Genomic DNA, 19905 nt, shown 5'->3' with positions numbered 1-19905 from the left:
CGAAACAGTTCAAGCAAAGCGAATCTGATCATGACCACCCGTATCCTTACCGGCATCACCACCACCGGCACGCCGCACCTGGGCAACTACGCCGGTGCCATCCGCCCGGCCATCGCCGCCAGCCGCGATCCGCAGATGGACTCCTTCTACTTTCTCGCCGACTACCACGCCTTGATCAAGTGCGATGACCCGGCGCGCATCCAGCGCTCGCGCCTGGAGATTGCCGCGACCTGGCTGGCGCTGGGCCTGGATACCGACAAGGCGACCTTCTACCGCCAGTCCGACATCCCCGAGATTCCCGAGCTGTGCTGGCTGCTCACCTGCGTTACCGGCAAGGGCCTGCTCAACCGTGCCCACGCTTACAAGGCCTCGGTGGACAAGAACGTCGAAGCCGGTGAAGACCCGGATGCCGGCGTGACCATGGGCCTGTTCAGCTACCCGGTGCTGATGGCAGCGGATATCCTGATGTTCAACGCGCAGAAGGTGCCGGTCGGTCGTGACCAGATCCAGCACGTGGAGATGGCTCGCGACATCGGCCAGCGCTTCAACCATCTGTTCGGCCAGGGCAAGGATCTGTTCGTCCTGCCGGAGGTGGTGATAGAGGAAGAAGTGGCCACGCTGCCCGGTCTCGACGGGCGCAAGATGAGCAAGAGCTACGACAACACCATCCCGCTGTTCGGCACGGCCAAGCAGCTCAAAGAGGCCGTGGCGCGCATCGTCACCGACTCCAGGCTGCCGGGCGAGCCCAAGGATGCCGAAGGCTCGCACCTGTTCACCCTGTACCAGGCTTTCGCCAGCCACGCGCAGCAGGCCGAGTTCCGTGCCGAGCTGGAAGGCGGCCTGGCCTGGGGCGAGGCGAAGAACCGTCTGTACCAGCTGCTCGAAGACACCCTGGGCGAGGCGCGCGAGCGCTACAACGCGCTGATCGCCAAGCCGGCCGATCTGGAGGATATCCTCCTCGCTGGTGCGGCCAAGGCGCGCAAGATCGCCACACCGTTCCTCGGCGAACTGCGCGAGGCCGTAGGCCTGCGTTCGTTCCGCGAGCAAGTGCAGGTTTTCGCTGGCGAGAAGAAGAAAGCGGCCAAGAGTGCGCGTTTCGTCAGCTTCCGCGACGAGGATGGCAGCTTCCGCTTCCGTCTGCTGGATGCCGATGGTGAGCAGTTGCTGCTGTCGAAAGCCTTCGCCGATGGCAAGTCGGCGGGTCTGGTCAACAAGCGCCTGCAGTCTGGCGAGCCACTGGATGTGCGCGCCGAAGGCCTGGCGTTCTCGGTGTGGGTTGATGGCGAAAGCGTGGCGAGCAGTCCCGAGTTCGCCGATGGCCAGGCGCTGGAAGCGGCCATTGCCCGCCTGCGCGAGGCTTTGGCGCCGCAGGAATGAAGTAGCCCGGATGCAATCCGGGACGAGCATCGCCAGCATTCCCCGGATTGCATCCGGCTACGGGCAGATTGCCAAGCAGCGGGGGCGTCGCTAAAGTGACGCCCCCGTTTTTACTTGCCCGGCTAACGAATCATGACTCCCCTCGAGCGTTATCAGGCCGACCTCAAGCGGCCCGACTTCTTCCATGATGCGGCTCAGGAAAATGCCGTCCGCCATTTGCAGCGTCTGTACGATGATCTGATCGCGCGTGACCAGGACAAATCCGGTCTGCTCGGCAAACTGTTCGGCAAGAAGCCGCAGGGGCCGGTCAAGGGGCTGTATTTCTGGGGCGGCGTGGGGCGTGGCAAGACCTATCTGGTCGACACCTTCTTCGATGCGCTGCCCTTCGAGCAGAAGATGCGCACCCACTTCCACCGCTTCATGAAACGCGTGCACGAGGAGATGAAGACCCTCAAGGGCGAGAAGAATCCGCTGACCATCATCGGCAAGCGCTTCGCCGACGAGGCGCGGGTGATCTGCTTCGACGAATTCTTCGTCAGCGACATCACCGACGCGATGATCCTCGCCACCTTGCTGGAAGAACTGTTCAAGAACGGCGTGTCGCTGGTGGCCACCTCCAATATCGTGCCGGACGGCCTGTACAAGGACGGCCTGCAGCGCGCGCGTTTCCTGCCGGCCATCGCCCTGCTCAAGCAGCACACCGACATCGTCAATGTCGACAGCGGCGTCGATTACCGCTTGCGTGCGCTGGAACAGGCCGAGCTGTTCCACTTCCCGCTCGGCCCGGAAGCCGAGGAGAGCTTGCGCAAGAGCTTCCAGAGCCTGCTGCCGGACTGCACCCATATGGTGGAGAACGAGGCGCTGATGATCGAAAACCGCACGATCAATGCCGTGCGTGTGTGCGAGGACGTGGCCTGGTTCGAGTTTCGCGAGCTGTGCGACGGGCCCCGCAGCCAGAACGACTACATCGAGCTGGGCAAGATCTTCCATGCGGTGATCCTGGCCAACGTCGAGCAGATGGGGGTGGCCAAGGAGGACATGGCGCGGCGCTTCATCAATCTGGTGGACGAGTTCTACGACCGCAACGTCAAGCTGATCATCTCTGCCGAGGTGGAGCTCAAGGATCTTTATACCGGCGGTCGTCTGAGCTTCGAGTTCCAGCGCACGCTGAGCCGTCTGCTGGAGATGCAGTCGCACGAGTTCCTCACCCGCCCGCACCGTCCCTGAAGGAAAACGCCCGCACTGTCCAGTGCGGGCGTAGTGCGGTCACTGGGGCAGCAAGCTTCGCCCCAGTTCCAGCGCCTGCGCGCCGTGCTGGACGATCAGTTCACCACCGTAGGTGACGATCAGCAGCGCCACGACCATCACCGCCATCGGCAGGATCCAGCGCTCATAGCGGTAGTAGAAGCTCTTGTCGCGCACCTCCGCGTTGGCGGCGTCTATCTCCGCCTCGCCCACCACCTGCCGGGCCAGTAGGTGGTTGAGTGCCACGGGTGGTGAGAGGTAGGCCAGCTCCATGGCGGTCAGGGTGATCATCCAGAAATGCACCGGGTGAATACCGTTGGCATAGGCGATCGGTGCGATGGTGGCCGACACCAGGATTACCACGCCAAAGGCGTCCATCACCATGCCGATGAGGAACAGCACCAGCATCAATGCGGTGAGTGCCAGCCAGATGCTCTGGAAGTCCTGCGGCATCAGTTCCATGAGGCCGGAGCGTTCGATTACCCCGCCGGTGGAGACCGACAAGGCCATCAGCAGGGTCAGCGCACCGATATGGCCGACGGTGTCGTAGGTCGCTGCGCCCACGGCCTGGGTGAAGTTGCGTTGGCTGTTGCCCTGGTCGTTCTCGACGGCGCTGGGGGCTTCCACCAGCTTTTCGCCACGCAGTTTGTCGAAGATCAGCACCACCAGCAGGATCACTGGCAGCATCACCGGGGCGGTGAATTCGTTCAGGCGTGTGTCGAGCATGTAGCCGTAGATCCAGATCACCACGATGGCGATGAGCAGGTACGGCGCTACTGGCACCAGGGCGCGGGCCATGGCGGGCATGGCGTCACGTGGGTGGGCGATGTTGATGGGCTGTTGACGCAACACCTGCGAGGCGATGAAGAACAGCGTCGAGGTCAGGACGAAAACGGCGATGCCCCAGTTGTACAGTTCGGCCGTAGTCACCTGCTTGTTCAGGGCCGCGACCACCACGATCAGCAGGCAGGGGCGCAGCACCACGCCGAGCGAGCCGGACATCGCCGACACCGCCAGGGCAAACTGACGACGACCGCCTGAGAGCAGCACTTCGCGGTAGATGATGGCCCCGGCGGCGATGACGAAGATACCCGACGCGCCAGTGTAGGCCGTCGGCACCGCTGCGCCGATCAGCAGGATCCAGGTCAGCAGTTCCGGCGACAGACGCCAGGGACGAACCAGATCGAGAAAACGATCGACCACGTTGGTCTGCTTGAGCAGCATACCGGACCAGATGAACAGCGCCAGATTGAGGAAGATGCCCGAGAGCTCGACGAGCTGGCCCAGGTAGATGGCGATGCCGCCATAGTGGCCCTTCATCGAGAATGAGGTGAAGGAACTGATTGCCATGACGGCGTAAAGCGGCGTGGAGAGCAGCGCCAGCCCCAAATTGCCGCCAGGCTCGGCATCTGCCGGTGGTTTCAGGAAGTGATAGACGCTGATCAGGAACAGGCAACTGAACAGGGCGATCCACAAACCATTGAGATAGGGTTTGCTCAGCGGCAGGTCGGCGTTGAGCAGGGTATGCAGGTAGTGGCTGCAGGAAAACACCAGCAAGGCGTTGGCGATGACCATGCCAGCGGACGAAACACGGTGGTCGAGCCGGGTTCTGGCTGGGCGCAGCGAGATATGGTGATGACGCAGGGTGGTGGTGATACCGGCGATGGAAATGAGCAGCAGCAGGAGCAGCGCGCGATTGTCGGTGCCGAAGCGGAATATGCCGAAGAACGAAGTTTCCAGGCCCCGGTACAGCTTCAGCTCGGGGGTGATGTGGGCGACGACGGTGCCGTACATTTCATGGCGTTGGGCACAGAGCTGAGCGGCGCGCTGCAGGGCGCTGCGCTGCGCTTGCGGATCGACCTGGGTATCACCGAACAGGTCGTCGATATCGCTGCTGGCCTGGGCGGGTTGCTTGGCCATCAAGGCATCGATGTCGGGGTTGGGGTCGCAGGTCGGCGCCACCGGGTCGGCGCGCAGCATGAAGTACTGCACGCCGGCAGCCGGATCACCGAACAGGCGCTCACCCATGCGCAACAGTTGGCCATGGAGCATTTCCCCGGTGCCGATAACCAGGGTGAGGGTCAGCAGAAGGAACACTGGCAGGGTGGAAAGCCATCGGCCAAGCCGAGGACGCTCCAGGGCCTGGGGCGGTGCAGGTTGGTCATGACTGGTCATGGTCGAGGCAATGGACATGGCGGGCTCTACGGTCAAGGCAGAGGGGCGCGAGCGCCCCGTTTCGTTGTCGTTATTCGAGGTTCTGCGCGCACTCGGCATCGGCCGGGTTGAGCTGGCAGCGCACGCGCTTCATTACGGCCATCATGCGCTTGTCATAGATGCCTTCTTCGGTCAGCGAAATACGTGCTTCACGCAGCATCACGGTGTACTTCTCCATGTCCTCGGGCGGAATGTCGATCCAGTAGCGGTTGTCGATCTCGCTTTCCGACTGCTTGATGATGCTCATGGCGCGGTCGTACTGGCCGAGGGCATATTCGCGGGACTTCTGCCCGAAACCCTCGGGGAAGCGATCCGGGCGGATGACCAATTGGTAGGTCAGTTGCAATACCGGGAAGCGCGCCACACCGCCGCGTTCACCCATGCCCTTCTGCAATTCCAGCGGTTTGTAGGCGGCTGCCGGTGCGCCGACCACATCCACCGAGCCGTTGTTGAACTTGCCGGCGAAGTTGGTGACGTCGGAGGCGACTGGCTGGGCGCCGATGCGCTGCACCATCTTCGCCTGGGCATTGTCGTAGTCCATGATCGCGAACTTCTTGCCCGACAGTTTGCTGATGTTGTCGATGGTGCGGTCGTTGACGAACAGGTAGGCCGCGCCCATGGGGACGATGCCCGCCACTTCGTAGGGGCCGTTGATCATGAACTTGCTGGCCTTGGGGGCGCTCAGGGTGGTGATCACCGTCTTCAGTGCCGCGTAGCTGGGCAGGGCGCCCAGGGCCTCCAGGCTGCCGGTGAACGTGTTGAACTGGCGGGCGCGCAGGCCCATGATCATCACTCCGTCGCATTGCCCGGCCTTGAAGTCCTCTGCAGCGATCTTCTCGTCGGTGTAGGGCTTGAGCTCTATGCTGGCGCCGAAATTATTGGCCGCTAGCTGGTAGTCCTTCATGATGCTGTAGATATCGCCCTGGGCACCGAGGATGTCGAACACGCAAATCTTCTGAGCGAAGGCCTGCGGGGCGGCGCCCAGCGCCAGGCTGAGCAGGGCGGGGGCGGCTAGGTTGGCAAACTTCATGGCAGATACTCCGGGTCATGCCGCTGAGGCGGATGGCTTGTGACGACCTGCCTTAGAGCAGGTCGTCGATCTCGATGCCGGTATCGACCGGCTGCTTCTCGTCCCAGAAACGCAGCAGGCCACCGATCGGCGTGCGGGTGCCGGTGTTGGCCGTCCAGTAGCGATCGGCATTGTTCATGACGATGCTGCTGCTGATGGCGTCGACCTGGGCATAGGTCTGGTCTAGCTTGAAGCTGCTGCTCGGCGCTTCGGTGGCGCCGAAGGCGCGCAGGACGGTGCGCAGGTGCTGTTCATCGTTCTTCGCCGTGGCGGAGATCGCATACAGTGCGTGAGCCAGGCGCACGCCATGGCGCTCGGCGATCTGCCGCGACTGTTCGAGTACCTGCCAGGGATCCTGCCCATCGCCGCTGCCCGGCAGCATGTTCCAGACCAGGGCACGGGCTGCCATCGGCGCACCCCACCACTTTTCGTTGTCCAGGCAGGCCATGGCGCGTTCGGTCTTGGCCGCGATGTCCTTGGGCACACCGACGGCGTTCTGCGAGTTGATGTCGTTCTGGATGGCCTGCAGCCCCTGGATCAGGCCGAGCAGGTAGACGAGTTCGTCGATGTCCTTGTCGAAGGCCGGGCAGCCGGCGCCGATGCTGATGTCGAAGCGCTGCTCGTAATAACGGACGAAATTCTGATAGGACTGGTACTGGCGCCGTGCTGCCAGTTCGGCATAGCGCTTCTGGGTGATGCGTGCGTCCTGCGCCTCTTCGACCTGCTTGCTGCGCGAGGCGCGCAGGTAGCGCAGTTCCTGCTCGAAGGCGGTCTGCTCGGCACAGCTACCGGCGGTGAGGTAGAGCAGGGTGAGCAGTTGATGGTTGTCTGCCCCCAGGCCGCTGGTGGACTGGATCAGAGGGGCGACTGCCGCGCCGGAATAACAGGCCATGTCGGCATCATGACTTTCCAGCATGGGGCCGACCAGATTGTTCTCCACGAAGCGCAACGATTGGTTGGCACCAAAACGTTTGATCGGGGTACAGGCTGTCAGTAGCACCAGGGATACGATGGCACCCAGGCGCAGCGCACGAGAAACTCCCATGACACTCTCCTTCTTTATTGTTGTTGTGAGCGCGCATCCAAGCGCACGGTCGCATGTGTCTACCACGCGGCAGCGGGCGACTTACGGCAATCACTCTACTGGCAGCGGGTTGGGCTGATACCCAATCTTCTGGTGGGTGTGGCCTGTCGGTAGACAGGCTGTCTAGTAGCAGGCGTTACCGAGCCGAACGAGCGCGGCGAGATGGACTGCCGCGCTGCATCTTCACGGTTGCTGCTGGAACTGCCGGCGATAGTGGTTGGGAGACAACCCGGTATGTTGGCGGAACAGGCGGGCGAAGAAGCTGGCATCGTCGTAACCGATCTCGTAGCTGACGGTCTTGATGCTCTTGCGGGTGGAGGACAGCAGGCTCTTGGCGGTCTCGATGCGCAGACGCTGCAGGTAGTGCAGGGGCTTGTCGCCGGTGGCAGCCTGGAAGCGGCGCATGAAATTGCGGATGCTCATGCCGTGCTCGCGGGCCACGTCCTCGAAGCGGAACTTGTCGGCGTAGTGCTCTTCCAGCCAGTGCTGGATCTGCAGGATGGCGACGTCCTGATGCAGCTTCTGACCGCCGAAACCGATGCGCCCCGGCGTGTAGCTGCGCTGCACCTCGTAGAGGATGTCGCGGGCCACGCCTTGTGCCACGCTGACACCGCAATAGCGCTCGATCAGGTAGATGTACAGGTCGCAGGCCGAGGTGGCGCCGCTGGCGCAGTAGAGGTTGTCGGCATCGGACAGGTGCTTGTCCCGATTCAGTTGCACTTTCGGGAAGCGTTCGGCGAATTCGCCGAAGAAGCGCCAGTAGGTAGCCGCTTCCTTGCCGTCGAGCAGGCCGGCCTCGGCCATCCAGAACACCCCCGTGGCCTCGCCACAGATCGCCGTGCCGGCCGCATGCTGGCGCCTGAGCCAGTCCAATACCTGTGGATAACGCTGACGCAGGGCGTCGAAGTCGTCCCAGAAGGCTGGCAGGATGATCACGTCGCAGCTATCCAGGCCGCCATCCACGGGCACCTGAACCTTGCTGAAACTGTTCATGGGCAGGGCGTCTGGGCTGACCAGGCGGATCTCGAAGGGCGGTTCAAAGCCCAGGCCTTGCTGCCTGGCGTAGCGGATGCCGGCCATGTGGAAGAAGTCCTTGGCCTGCAGCATGGCTGAAGCGAATACACCGTCGGTGGCGAGAATGCTGACACAGCGCAAGGTCGCGTGGGGGGCTGGGGTAACCATGTTTTTTATTCTTGTTGAAGGCTAAGTGGTCATACACTGGCTGGATCGTCTTATTTTTTGGCGCATGTGTCCAGTGTGACCAAGCGTTTGCTTGGCTAAAGTCGAGCAACCCTTCTCTGCCCCGGATTTCAGGTAGCGCCATGATTCCCAGAACGATATTCAGCTCCGACCATGAACTGTTCCGCGATAGCGTGCGCAAGTTTCTCGAGCGCGAAGCCGTGCCTTATCACTCGCAGTGGGAGAAGGACGGCCATGTCGATCGAACCCTGTGGAACAAGGCGGGCGAGGCCGGCCTGCTCTGCTCGCACCTCCCCGAGGAATATGGCGGCATGGCCGCGGATTTTCTCTACAGCGCCGTGGTGATCGAGGAGATAGGTCGTCTGGGGCTGACCGGCATCGGCTTCTCCCTGCACTCGGATATCGTTGCGCCCTACATCCTGCATTACGGCAGCGAGGCGCAGAAGCAGCACTACCTGCCCAAGCTGGTGAGTGGCGAGATGGTCACCGCCATCGCCATGACCGAGCCGGGGGCCGGCTCCGACCTGCAGGGCGTGAAGACCAGCGCTGTGCTCGATGGTGACGAGTACGTGATCAACGGCTCGAAGACCTTCATCACCAATGGCTGGCTGGCCGATCTGGTGATAGTCGTGGCCAAGACCGATCCCAAGGCTGGCGCCAAGGGCACCAGCCTGTTTCTGGTCGAGGCCAGCACGCCGGGCTTTTCCAAGGGCAAGCGCCTGGAGAAGGTGGGCATGAAGGCGCAGGACACCTCGGAGCTGTTCTTCCAGGACGTGCGTGTGCCCAAGGAGAATCTGCTGGGTCAGGCGGGCATGGGCTTCGCCTACCTGATGCAGGAGTTGCCGCAGGAACGCCTGACCGTGGGTGTCGGCGCGCTGGCATCGGCCGAGGCAGCGCTGCAATGGACACTGGACTACACCCGCGAGCGCAAGGCGTTCGGCAAAGCCGTGGCGGATTTTCAGAACACCCGCTTCAAGCTGGCCGAGATGGCCACCGAGCTTCAGGTTGGCCGGGTGTTCATCGACCGCTGTCTGGAGTTGCACCTTGAGGGCAAGCTCGACGTACCCACTGCGGCGATGCTCAAGTACTGGAGCACCGATCTGCAATGCAAGGTGCTCGACGAATGCGTGCAACTGCATGGTGGCTACGGCTTCATGTGGGAATATCCAGTGGCACGCGCCTGGGCCGATGCGCGGGTGCAACGCATCTACGCCGGCACCAACGAGATCATGAAAGAGATCATCGCCCGCGCTCTTTGAGCCTGCACGTCACGTGGCGAACTCGGCCATCGGCGCAGGGCTCCAAGGCATAAAGGCCTGGAGAACCTCATGACCCGATTGAGTGAACTGGCAGCGTCCCCCTTCGCGGGCTGGGACGGCAGCCCGGCGGCTGCCCGTGAACTGCAGGCGCGCCTGGCCCAGCAAGTGCGGCTGGAGGACGATTATCCGCCGCTGCGGCGCCTGGCGGGCGTTGATGTCGGCTTCGAGGAGGGCGGTGCCATCACCCGCGCGGCGGCGGTACTGCTCGACGCCGCAACGCTGGAGCCGCTGGCCGAGTGCGTGGCGCGTATCCCCACTCGCATGCCCTACGTGCCTGGGCTGTTATCCTTTCGTGAGCTGCCGGCCTTGCTGCAGGCATTGGCCGGCTTGTCGCAGGAGCCGGATCTGATCTTCGTCGACGGCCATGGCATCGCCCACCCGCGCGGCCTGGGCATCGCTGCGCACCTGGGTGTGGTCAGCGGCTTGCCGACCATTGGCGTGGCCAAGAAGATTCTTACGGGGCATCACGCCGAGCTGGATGAGACGCAGGGTGCATGCGTCGAGCTGCTGAGCAGGAGGGGCGAGCGAATCGGCTGGGTGTTGCGCAGCAAGGATCGTGTACGGCCGCTGATCGTCTCGCCGGGTAATCGGGTCAGCCTCGAGCGTGCGCCTGAGCTGGTGATGGCCTGTGTCAGACGTCATCGCCTGCCCGAACCGACCCGCCTGGCCGATCGCCTGGCGTCGCGACGCGATGCCAGCAGCGATCAGCCTTCACTTCTTTAGGGAGCCGGGTTGGGTTGCTCCTTGTGAATCGCTTCGATGCCGGCCAGCACTTCCTCGGATAGCTTCAGCTCGGCGCTGGCCAGGTTGCTGTCCAGTTGCTCCAGGCTGGTGGCGCCGATAATGTTGCTGGTGACGAAGGGTTGCGCGGTGACGAAGGCCAGCGCCATCTGCGCCGGGTCCAGCCCATGCTCGCGGGCCAGGGCCACGTAGCGCGAGCAGGCCGCCTCCGCCTGCGGGTTGGTGTAGCGGGCGAAGCGGCTGAACAGGCTGATGCGTGCACCGGCGGGGCGGGCGCCGCCTTCGTACTTGCCACTGAGCATGCCGAAGGCTAGCGGTGAATAGGCCAGCAAGCCGCACTGTTCGCGAATCGCCACTTCCGCCAGACCCACCTCGAAGCTGCGATTGAGCAGGTTGTAGGGGTTCTGGATCGACACCGCACGCGGCCAGCCACGGCTCTCGGCCAGTTGCAGGAACTTCATGGTGCCCCAGGGCGTTTCGTTGGACAGGCCGATATGGCGGATCTTGCCTGCCTTAATCTGCTCGTCGAGCACTTCCAGGGTTTCTTCCAGCGGGGTGAAGTCGGCGTCCCGGTGCGTGTAGCCGAGTTGGCCGAAGAAGTTGGTGGGGCGCTCTGGCCAATGCAACTGGTAGAGGTCGATCCAGTCGGTCTGCAAGCGTTTCAGGCTGGCGTCCAGCGCCGCGACTATGTGCTGGCGATTGAATTTGAGCTGGCCGTCGCGAATGTGCGTGATGCCGTTGCCGGGGCCGGCGATCTTGCTGGCCAGGATCCAATCGGCGCGGTCACCGCGGTGCTTGAAATAGCTGCCGATGATCTGCTCGGTCTTGCTGTAGGTTTCGGCGCGAGGCGGTACCGGGTACATCTCGGCGGTATCGATGAAGTTGATGCCGCAGGCCTTGGCGCGTTCGATCTGAGCATGGCCCTCGGCTTCGCTGTTCTGCTCACCCCAGGTCATGGTGCCCAGGCAGATGGCGCTGACCTTGAGGTCGGTGCGGCCGAGCTGACGGTATTGCATGGCGATCTCCTCGTTTTTTGCTCATGGAAAAAAGGATCCATCAAAGCAGGTTGCTATTTTCGCTGCAATCGGCATAATTCCGCGGCTCTCGACGCGGGAACGCCTAGCTCGCCGACAGAGAAGGTGGGGATGCCTAGCCCACCGAACCCCCTGCCGTGGCGGACGCGCTGACCCGAGCCCCCGATAGCGTCTGTTTCCGGCTGTCTTTGACTTGTCAAAGCAAGCACTATTCAGTAAGATCCGCCGTCTTATTTTCAGGGCGGCCCCTGAGGCTATAGCGAATGAAGACTTTTACTGCAAAACCGGAAACTGTTAAGCGCGACTGGTACGTCGTCGACGCTGCAGGTCAGACCCTGGGTCGTCTGGCCACCGAAATCGCCAGCCGTCTGCGCGGCAAGCACAAGCCCGAGTACACCCCGCACGTTGACACCGGCGACTACATCGTCGTGATCAACGCCGAGCAGGTTCGTGTTACCGGCGCCAAAGCGAGCGACAAGAAGTACTACTCCCACTCCGGTTTCCCGGGCGGCATCAAAGAGATCAACTTCGAGAAGTTGATCGCTCGTGCCCCTGAGCGTGTGATCGAGACCGCGGTCAAAGGCATGCTGCCGAAGAACCCGCTGGGTCGCGACATGTACCGCAAGCTGAAGGTGTACAAGGGTGCCGCTCACCCGCATACCGCTCAGCAGCCCCAAGAACTGAAGATTTAACGGAATAGTTCACTATGTCGGCGACTCAAAACTACGGCACTGGCCGTCGCAAGACCGCAACCGCACGCGTTTTCCTGCGTCCGGGTACTGGCAACATCTCCATCAACAACCGCAGCCTGGATACCTTCTTCGGCCGTGAGACCGCTCGCATGGTCGTGCGTCAGCCGCTGGAGCTGACCGAGACCGTCGAGAAGTTCGACATCTTCGTCACCGTCGCCGGTGGTGGTGTCAGCGGTCAGGCTGGTGCGATCCGTCACGGTATCACCCGCGCTCTGATCGAGTACGACGAGACCCTGCGCAGCCCGCTGCGTAAAGCCGGTTACGTCACTCGTGACGCCCGTGAGGTCGAGCGTAAGAAAGTCGGTCTGCGCAAAGCGCGTAAGCGTCCGCAGTACTCCAAGCGTTAATCGCGACTACGCTTGTCAGAAGCGCCCAGTTTCCTTACGGAGCTGGGCGTTTTTTATGGGGCTGGAAAAATCCTGCGACAACGTGCCGCATATGCGCAGGCCGCGCCCGACAAGGCTTTCGCTGGCCTTGTGCTAGGTAATTACCTTGTCAGAAAAGGGGGTTTTCTTTACCATTTGGCGAATTTTTTGCGCGGCCCGATTTTTACTTAGTAGAGGCCTGAACAACAGGCCACAAAGCTGATGGGAGACGACTGAATGAGCAATGACGGCGTGAATGCAGGCCGGCGTCGCTTCCTGGTAGCGGCCACCTCCGTGGTGGGCGCTGCAGGGGCGGTAGGTGCTGCGACTCCGTTCGTGGGGTCATGGTTCCCCAGTGCCAAGGCCAAGGCGGCCGGGGCACCGGTGAAGGTGAACGTCGCCAAGATCGAGGCGGGTCAGCAGATGGTTGCTGAGTGGCGCGGTCAGCCGGTGTTCATCGTGCGCCGTACCGAGGAGATTCTGAACAACCTGACCAAGATCGAAGATCGCGTGGCCGATCCGGACTCCGAGGCTTCCGTACAGCCCCCCTACGTCGACAAGAAGACCCGTTCGATCAAGCCCGAGCTGCTGGTGCTGGTTGGCCTGTGCACCCACCTGGGCTGCTCGCCGTCCTTCCGTCCGGAAGTGGCGCCCGCCGATCTGGGGCCTGACTGGGTGGGTGGTTACTTCTGCCCGTGTCACGGTTCCCGTTACGACCTCGCCGGGCGCGTCTACAAGGCCCAGCCGGCGCCGTTGAACCTGCCGGTGCCGCCGTATAGCTACGAGACGGATGACGTCATCGTCATCGGTGTGGACCAGGAGAAGGCCTGATGAGCAAATTCATGGAATGGGTGGATGCGCGCTTCCCCGCCACCAAGATGTGGGAAGACCATCTCTCCAAATACTACGCACCGAAGAACTTCAACTTCTTCTACTTCTTCGGCTCCCTGGCACTGCTGGTGCTGGTCAACCAGATCCTCACCGGCATCTGGCTGACCATGAGCTTCACCCCGTCCGCCGAAGAGGCCTTCGCCTCCGTCGAATACATCATGCGTGATGTCGAGTACGGCTGGATCATCCGCTATCTGCACTCCACCGGCGCTTCGGCGTTCTTCGTGGTGGTCTACCTGCATATGTTCCGCGGTCTGCTCTACGGCTCCTACCAGAAGCCGCGCGAGCTGGTGTGGATCTTCGGCATGCTGATCTACCTGTGCCTGATGGCCGAAGCCTTCATGGGTTACCTGCTGCCCTGGGGCCAGATGTCCTACTGGGGTGCCCAGGTGATCATCTCGCTGTTCGGTGCCATCCCGGTCATCGGCGACGACCTGACCCAGTGGATCCGTGGTGACTATCTGATCTCCGGCATCACCCTGAACCGCTTCTTCGCCCTGCACGTGATCGCACTGCCGATCGTCCTGCTCGGCCTGGTGGTGCTGCACATCCTGGCGCTGCATGAAGTCGGCTCGAACAACCCGGACGGCGTCGACATCAAGAAGAAGAAGGACGAGAACGGCGTGCCCCTCGATGGCATCGCGTTCCATCCGTACTACACCGTGAAGGACATCGTCGGTGTCGTGGTCTTCCTCTTCGTGTTCTGCGCCGTGGTGTTCTTCTTCCCTGAGATGGGCGGTTACTTCCTCGAGAAGCCGAACTTCGAGCAGGCCAACCCGTTCAAGACCCCGGCCCACATCGCCCCGGTCTGGTACTTCACCCCGTTCTACGCGATTCTGCGCGCGGTGCCGGACAAGTTGCTCGGTGTCATCGCCATGGGCGCGGCCATTGCCGTGCTGTTCGTCCTGCCCTGGCTGGATCGTAGCCCGGTCAAGTCGATGCGCTACAAGGGCTGGCTGAGCAAGATCTGGCTGCTGATCTTCTGCGTCTCCTTCGTCATCCTCGGCGTACTGGGTGTGCTGGCTCCGACTCCGGGCCGTACCCTGCTGTCGCAGGTGTGCACCGTCCTGTACTTCGCGTACTTCATCCTGATGCCGTTCTACACCAGGATGGAGAAGACCAAACCGGTTCCGGAAAGGGTGACTGGCTGATGAAAAAGCTATTTGCTGCATTTGTATTCGCTGCGATGCCTGTTCTGGCGTTCGCTGCTGGTGGTGAGGATGTGCATCTGGACAAGGTCGATATCGACCTGACCGACAAGGCTGCCATGCAGGACGGCGCACGTACCTTCGCCAACTACTGCATGGGTTGCCACTCGGCCAAGTTTCAGCGTTACGAGCGGGTTGCCAAGGATCTTGGCATCCCCGAAGAAGTGATGATGAAAAACCTGGTCTTCACCGGCGCCAAGATCGGCGACCATATGAAGAACGGCATGCATCCGGAAGATGCCAAGGTCTGGTTCGGTGCCGCTCCGCCCGACCTGACCCTGGTGGCTCGTGTACGTGGCAACGACTGGCTGTACACCTACCTGCGCAGCTTCTACGCCGACCCGACCCGTCCGCTGGGCGTCAACAACACGGTATTCCCGAACGTGGGCATGCCCAACGTGCTGGCTGGTCTGCAGGGCAACCAGGTCATCGGTTGCAAGCAGGTTCAGGTGGTCACCGACGGCAAGAAGCAGTTCGACCCGCTGACCGGCACGCCGATCACCCATGAGGCCTGCGATCAACTCGTCGTCGAGCCCAACACCGGCACCCTGAGCGAGGCCGAGTTCGACGACAAGATCAAGAACCTGGTGACCTTCCTGGCCTACTCGGCCAACCCGGTCAAGCTGAAGTCCCAGCGCATCGGCACCTACGTGCTGCTGTACCTGGCGTTCTTCTTCGTGTTCGCCTACCTGCTCAAGCGCGAGTACTGGAAGGACGTTCACTAAGTCGTTGCGACTCTGCCCGAAACCTGCGCGCCCTGATGGGCGCGCAGGTTTTTGTGCTTGAGGATCCTGGTGCTGCCTAGCATGGCAAGTGCCTGCGAGTCAGGAGTTGCTCGAAGCGTTTGCGTCTCTCATCGCTTGCCGTGGCGGGCGATGGCAAAACCGCTTCTGATCATTTTTCGTGTTTCTGGAATATAAAAGCGAGGAGGATCGCCATGGCGGTGACCAATAGGTTGACCTGCTACTCCGACCCCGCCGACCATTATTGTCATCGGGTGCGTCTGGTGCTCGCCGAGAAGGGCGTCAGCGTCGAGATCATCGAGGTCGAGTCCGGGCGCTGCCCGCCCAAGCTGGCCGAAGCCAACCCCTACGGCACCGTGCCCACTCTGGTCGATCGTGATCTGGCGCTGTACGAATCCTCCGTGGTGATGGAGTATCTGGACGAGCGTTATCCACACCCGCCACTGTTGCCCGTCTATCCGGTGGCGCGGGCCAACAGCCGTCTGCTCATGCATCGCATCCAGCGCGACTGGTGTTCGCTGGTCGACCGGATTCTCGATGCGCGCAGCAAGGAGGCCGACAAGGCCCTGGCGCGCAAGGAGCTACGCGAGAGTCTGACCGGTGTATCGGCGCTGTTCGCCGACAAACCTTTCTTTCTCAGTGAAGAACTGAGCCTGGTCGATTGCTGCCTGTTACCGATACTGTGGCGTTTGCCCGTGCTGGGCATCGAACTGCCACGGCCGGCCAAGCCGTTGCTCGACTACATGGAGCGCCAGTTCGCCCGTGAAAGCTTCCGGGCCAGCCTTTCCAGCGTCGAACGAGACATGCGCTGACGCGCGAGGAGGAGACACCATGAATTCCAGTCGTCCCTACCTGATCCGTGCCCTGTACGAATGGATCGTCGATAACGACTGTACCCCGCACCTGCTGGTCAATGCCGAATACCCCGGCGTGCGTGTGCCGCCAGGTTTCGCCAATGATGGGCAGATCGTGCTCAATGCATCGCCCACTGCGGTGCGCGACCTGCACATGGACAACCAGGCGGTGAGCTTCGAGGGGCGTTTCGGTGGTGTGGCGCACAGCCTCTACCTGCCGTCCCAGGCGATCCTGGCGATCTATGCGCGGGAGAACGGCCAGGGCATGGTCTTCGATGCCGAGCCACATACCGCGCCTCAGGCCGAGGAGCAGGGCCCGGAAGACGATGGCCCGGATGATGGCGGCGAACCGCCACGCCCGAGCGGGCGGCCGAGCCTGAAAGTGGTCAAATAAGCGGCAAGCTTCAAGCTGCAAGTAAAACGGGCGCCCTTAGGCGCCCGTTGTTTTTGCTCTTGCTCTTGCTCTTGCTCTTGCTTGCAGCTTGTAGCTATCAGTTGGTGTACTCGAACAGTCGCACCACCTTCTGCACCCCGGAGACGCCCTGTACCACGTTGGTGGCGGCGTTGGCTTCGGCGCGGTTGACCACGCCCATCAGGTAGACGATGCCGTTCTCGGTGATCACCTTGATGTCGGCACTGGGGACGCTGCTGTCGGTCAGCATCTGCGCCTTGATGCGGGTGGTCAGCAGCGAGTCGTTGCTGCGTGCCAGCAGCGAGGCGGGCTGTTGCACCTGCAGTTCGTTATAGACCTTCTTCACGCCCTGCACGCTGCGTGCACGCTGCGCGGCGAGATCCTTGAGCTCGGCGCGCGGCGTCTGCCCGGCCAGCAGGATCACGCCGTTGTAGGCGGTGACCACGATGCGCGAGGTGGGGCTGCTCAGGTCGGGGTTGGCGTTGCTGATGCTGGTGGCCACGTCGGGGCCGAGGAACTGGTCGTCGATCTTGTTGCCGATGCTGCGGCTGCCACAGCCGGCCAGGGTCAGGACAACGGCCAGGGTGGCGAGGATAACTGCGGAACGCTTCATTCTTCACTCCCGAATAATTGACTGTCGATCAGGTCGCAGAGGCAATGGATGGCCAGCAGGTGAACCTCCTGGATTCGTGCAGTGACTTTCGCCGGTACGCGGATTTCCACGTCTTCCGGCAGCAGCAGCGAGGCCATGCCGCCACCGTCGCGGCCGGTCAGGGCCACGACGGTCATCTCGCGATCATGGGCAGCTTGGATGGCCTGGATGACATTCGCTGAGTTGCCGCTGGTGGAAATGGCCAGCAGAACGTCTCCGGGCTGGCCCAGTGCACGAATCTGTTTGGAAAACACCTCGTTGTAGCTGTAGTCGTTGGCGATCGAGGTGATGGTCGAGCTGTCGGTGGTCAAGGCGATGGCCGGCAGGCTGGGGCGCTCACGCTCGAAGCGGTTGAGCAGCTCGGAGGAGAAGTGCTGGGCATCGCCGGCCGAGCCGCCGTTGCCGCAGGAAAGAATCTTGCCTTCGTTGAGCAGCGCCTGAACCATGATCAGGCTGGCATGTTCGATGTAAGGCACCAGAACGTCCATGGCCTGCTGCTTGGTGTCGATGCTGGCTTGGAAGAGTTGGCGGATTCGCGATTGCATGTCCATCGGTTAAAACCTTGAGTGTGCGGCCGTCAGGCGTCGAAGGCGTTCTTGATCCAGTCGAGGTGCGCGGTATCGCCAGTGCTGATGGCGACCACGTCGAAGCGGCAGGGGTGGCGAGTCCAGCGAACGTGTTGCTGGAGAAACAGTTCGGCCGCGCTGATCAGCTTGTTGCGTTTGCGGGCATCGATGCTTTCCAGGGCGCCGCCCCAGGCGCTGTGACGACGGGCGCGGACTTCGACGAATACTACTGTATCGCCATCGAGCATGACCAGATCGAGCTCGCCGCGGCGACAGCTCCAGTTCTGTTCGATCAGGCGCAGGCCATTACGTTCCAGATGCTGCCGAGCCGCCTGTTCGGCGGCTCGGCCCAGCTCGTTATGGGCGCTCAATTGAGGCTGTCGGGCAGGCGTTGCACCTGACCGTCGTGGAACTCGGCCCAGGGCAACTGACGCTCGATGCGTTGCGTGGCACTCAGGCTGAGGGTGCCGGAGAGGCCGTCGACGCGGGATTCCGGCAGGGCCTTGAGCTGGCCCAGGCGCGGTGCCAGGCGGTAGGCATCGACGCCCATGGCGTACAGGCGGCCCAGGCTGCCACCAGCTTGCGGCCACTGTTCGGCGACCTGCTGACGCAGCGGGTCCTGCGCATCCAGCAGCCAGGGCGTTTCACAGAAGCGGATACCCTCCAGATCCTGATACTGCGCCTGGCTGTGGGCGCCGGTGAACAGGTGCGAGGTGGCGTACACCGGCACGTCGCCAGCGTACTGGAAGGCCAGTGTGGGCTTGATCTGCTGGGCCTGCTGCGGGGTGGCAGCAAGGAAGATGAAGTCGATGTCCTGGCGCCGTGCCGGCTGCGCGTCGAGGCTGGTGCCGAGGGTATTCTGCAGGCGACGGGCGCGGGCTTCGCTTTCACGCAATTGGAACAGGTCGGCGATCTGCCGGGCCAGCTCGACGGGTTGGTCGACGTGCTCGGCTGCGATCAGGGTGCCGCCCTGGGCCTGCCAGCTCTGGCGGAAGGCATCCAGCACGCGGTCGCCCCATTCGCCACGCGGCACCAGGGCCACGGCGCGGCGCATACCATCGGCCCAGGCGCGGCGGGAAACCTCACGGGCTTCGTCCTCGGCGGCCAGGCCGAACTGGAACAGTTGCGCCGGGCCTTCCTGACCGGCATCGCTGTAGTTGAGCGCCAGGGTGGTGATCGGCAGCTTCTCGCGTTCACTGAGCTGCTTGACCAGCGGCTTCTCCAGCGGGCCGACCACCAGTTGCACGCCATCGGCCTGCGCCTGTTGGTAGAAGGCGTCCAGCGACCCGATGCGCGAGCTGTCGTACAGCTTGATCTGCGGTGGGTTCTGCCCGGCTTGCTCGGCCTGGAAGTGCGCAGCCAGGAAGCCGTCACGCAGGGCGCGGGCGACGCCGGCCAACTGACCTTCCTGTGGCAGCAGCAGGGCGACACGAGTCAGCGGCTGGCTGGCCAGCTCACGCAGCTTGACCAGGGCTTGCGGCAATTGCTCGGCGGCTGGGTGTTGCGGGTTTTTCGCCACCCAGTCGTCGATGGCGGCCTGCTGTTGCTCCAGGGTCGGCGTTTCCTTGATCAGGCGGGCCAGCTCCAGCCAGCCGGCCAGGTCGTTGTCGGTACCGGCACTGGTCTGCGGGGGCAGGCTGGAAACCAGTTCCCAGATTTTCTCCTGGTTATCACTGGCGACCTGGCCGCTCAGCAGCGGCGCGATGAACACGCGCTCGCGGGCTGCGGCCAGTATCTGGCCGTCGGCCTCCAGGGCACGGGCGCGAACCAGTTGCGTGCGCACCTGCTGCTCCACCGGCAGTTCTGCCAGACGCTCCAGGCTGGGGTGCTGCAGGGCCTGCAGGGCGCTCTTGGGCTGCTTGCGGGCCATGGCCAGCTCGGCGCTCAGGGTGCTGGCGAAGATCTGCTGCGCCGGTTGCAGGCCATTGAGGTCGAGTTGCTCGAGAATGCGCGAGGCACGCGCGATGTCTTTCTGCTGGTAGGCCTGGTCGGCAGCCGACAGACGCAGCAGGGCGGCTTGTTCCGGCTTGCTCTCGGCAGCCTGTTGCAGCATCTGCTCGATGCTGGCTTGTGGCGTACGCGGTAGCTGGCCCAGGTTGTTGGAGGGCGAGCTGGCGCAGGCGGCGAGCAAGCCCGCTAGGAAGAGTGCTGAGAGAGGGCGCAGGCTAGCGATCATCGG

At 62.7% G+C, this 19905-nt stretch carries 20 protein-coding genes; 11 read left to right on the top strand and 9 right to left on the bottom strand.

From position 1 onward, the window contains the following. Positions 1–30 precede the first annotated feature (30 nt). Entirely contained in the window at positions 31–1377 is a 1347-nt protein-coding gene (locus tag PVE35_RS20595) for a tryptophan--tRNA ligase (protein WP_277372829.1), read from the top strand. 132 nt (positions 1378–1509) lie between these two features. Then, the gene (gene zapE / locus PVE35_RS20590) at positions 1510–2604 is read left to right on the top strand and encodes a cell division protein ZapE (protein ID WP_268178941.1); all 1095 of its coding nucleotides are present in this window, start codon (positions 1510–1512) and stop codon (positions 2602–2604) included. 39 nt (positions 2605–2643) lie between these two features. Here the strand turns inward: zapE and PVE35_RS20585 are convergent, their stop codons facing one another. The 4 genes from PVE35_RS20585 to PVE35_RS20570 all read right to left on the bottom strand — a co-directional run bounded on the left by PVE35_RS20585 (position 2644) and on the right by PVE35_RS20570 (position 8069). Beyond that, on the bottom strand, positions 2644–4815 hold the full coding sequence (locus PVE35_RS20585; protein WP_268178940.1) for a TRAP transporter large permease subunit: 2172 nt from the start codon (positions 4813–4815) through the stop codon (positions 2644–2646). 52 nt (positions 4816–4867) lie between these two features. Then, entirely contained in the window at positions 4868–5866 is a 999-nt protein-coding gene (locus PVE35_RS20580; RefSeq protein ID WP_277372828.1) for a putative solute-binding protein, read from the bottom strand. 52 nt (positions 5867–5918) lie between these two features. Further along, on the bottom strand, positions 5919–6950 hold the full coding sequence (locus tag PVE35_RS20575) for a hypothetical protein (RefSeq protein WP_277372827.1): 1032 nt from the start codon (positions 6948–6950) through the stop codon (positions 5919–5921). 222 nt (positions 6951–7172) lie between these two features. Beyond that, the gene (locus PVE35_RS20570; protein ID WP_268184379.1) at positions 7173–8069 is read right to left on the bottom strand and encodes a GlxA family transcriptional regulator; all 897 of its coding nucleotides are present in this window, start codon (positions 8067–8069) and stop codon (positions 7173–7175) included. 242 nt (positions 8070–8311) lie between these two features. On the opposite strand from PVE35_RS20570, the gene PVE35_RS20565 reads away from it, so the two are divergent. Further along, positions 8312–9448 (top strand): acyl-CoA dehydrogenase family protein, encoded by a 1137-nt coding sequence (locus PVE35_RS20565; protein ID WP_268178937.1) that lies wholly within the window; start codon positions 8312–8314, stop codon positions 9446–9448. Positions 9449–9517: 69 nt separating this feature from the next. Then, positions 9518–10231, top strand: a complete 714-nt coding sequence (nfi, locus tag PVE35_RS20560; RefSeq protein ID WP_277372826.1) for a deoxyribonuclease V — start codon at positions 9518–9520, stop codon at positions 10229–10231. On the opposite strand, the gene PVE35_RS20555 is transcribed toward nfi, so the two are convergent. Further along, the gene (locus tag PVE35_RS20555) at positions 10228–11265 is read right to left on the bottom strand and encodes an NADP(H)-dependent aldo-keto reductase (RefSeq protein WP_277372825.1); all 1038 of its coding nucleotides are present in this window, start codon (positions 11263–11265) and stop codon (positions 10228–10230) included. The two genes, nfi and PVE35_RS20555, sit on opposite strands and share 4 nt — an antisense overlap. 281 nt (positions 11266–11546) lie before the next feature. Here PVE35_RS20555 and rplM point away from each other — a divergent pair, with 281 nt between their 5' ends. The 7 genes from rplM (at position 11547) to PVE35_RS20520 (ending at position 16490) form a co-directional block, all read left to right on the top strand. After that, a complete protein-coding gene (gene rplM, locus PVE35_RS20550; protein WP_268178934.1) occupies positions 11547–11975 on the top strand; it encodes a 50S ribosomal protein L13 in 429 nt (142 codons plus the stop codon). Between the two features lie 14 nt (positions 11976–11989). Beyond that, positions 11990–12382, top strand: a complete 393-nt coding sequence (rpsI, locus tag PVE35_RS20545; protein WP_013714129.1) for a 30S ribosomal protein S9 — start codon at positions 11990–11992, stop codon at positions 12380–12382. Between the two features lie 255 nt (positions 12383–12637). Further along, positions 12638–13231, top strand: coding sequence for a ubiquinol-cytochrome c reductase iron-sulfur subunit (gene petA, locus PVE35_RS20540; protein WP_277372824.1), 594 nt, complete (start codon positions 12638–12640; stop codon positions 13229–13231). Then, the gene (locus tag PVE35_RS20535; protein ID WP_268178932.1) at positions 13231–14442 is read left to right on the top strand and encodes a cytochrome bc complex cytochrome b subunit; all 1212 of its coding nucleotides are present in this window, start codon (positions 13231–13233) and stop codon (positions 14440–14442) included. The genes petA and PVE35_RS20535 overlap by 1 nt, the downstream gene beginning before the upstream one ends. Then, positions 14442–15224: a cytochrome c1 gene (locus PVE35_RS20530; protein ID WP_268178931.1), complete on the top strand. Its 783-nt coding sequence runs from the start codon at positions 14442–14444 to the stop codon at positions 15222–15224. The genes PVE35_RS20535 and PVE35_RS20530 overlap by 1 nt, the downstream gene beginning before the upstream one ends. Positions 15225–15436: 212 nt before the next feature. Then, on the top strand, positions 15437–16054 hold the full coding sequence (locus PVE35_RS20525) for a glutathione S-transferase N-terminal domain-containing protein (RefSeq protein WP_268178930.1): 618 nt from the start codon (positions 15437–15439) through the stop codon (positions 16052–16054). A gap of 19 nt (positions 16055–16073) precedes the next feature. After that, complete coding sequence (locus PVE35_RS20520) at positions 16074–16490, top strand: ClpXP protease specificity-enhancing factor (RefSeq protein WP_268178929.1); 417 nt, start codon at positions 16074–16076, stop codon at positions 16488–16490. A gap of 97 nt (positions 16491–16587) precedes the next feature. Here the strand turns inward: PVE35_RS20520 and PVE35_RS20515 are convergent, their stop codons facing one another. The 4 genes from PVE35_RS20515 to PVE35_RS20500 are packed head-to-tail and all read right to left on the bottom strand — an operon-like array spanning position 16588 to position 19902. Beyond that, positions 16588–17121, bottom strand: coding sequence for a BON domain-containing protein (locus PVE35_RS20515; RefSeq protein WP_268178928.1), 534 nt, complete (start codon positions 17119–17121; stop codon positions 16588–16590). Beyond that, a complete protein-coding gene (locus PVE35_RS20510; RefSeq protein WP_268178927.1) occupies positions 17118–17711 on the bottom strand; it encodes a phosphoheptose isomerase in 594 nt (197 codons plus the stop codon). The genes PVE35_RS20515 and PVE35_RS20510 overlap by 4 nt, the downstream gene beginning before the upstream one ends. 26 nt (positions 17712–17737) lie before the next feature. Then, a complete protein-coding gene (locus PVE35_RS20505) occupies positions 17738–18097 on the bottom strand; it encodes a YraN family protein (protein ID WP_277372823.1) in 360 nt (119 codons plus the stop codon). Beyond that, a complete protein-coding gene (locus tag PVE35_RS20500; protein ID WP_268178925.1) occupies positions 18094–19902 on the bottom strand; it encodes a penicillin-binding protein activator in 1809 nt (602 codons plus the stop codon). Before PVE35_RS20500 ends, PVE35_RS20505 begins: the two co-directional genes overlap by 4 nt. Between the last annotated feature and the right edge of the window lie 3 nt (positions 19903–19905).

The organism is Pseudomonas sp. AA-38 (assembly GCF_029457475.1).
In the GTDB taxonomy this organism is placed as follows: domain Bacteria; phylum Pseudomonadota; class Gammaproteobacteria; order Pseudomonadales; family Pseudomonadaceae; genus Aquipseudomonas.
This window is presented reverse-complemented; position numbering and strand designations above follow the sequence as displayed.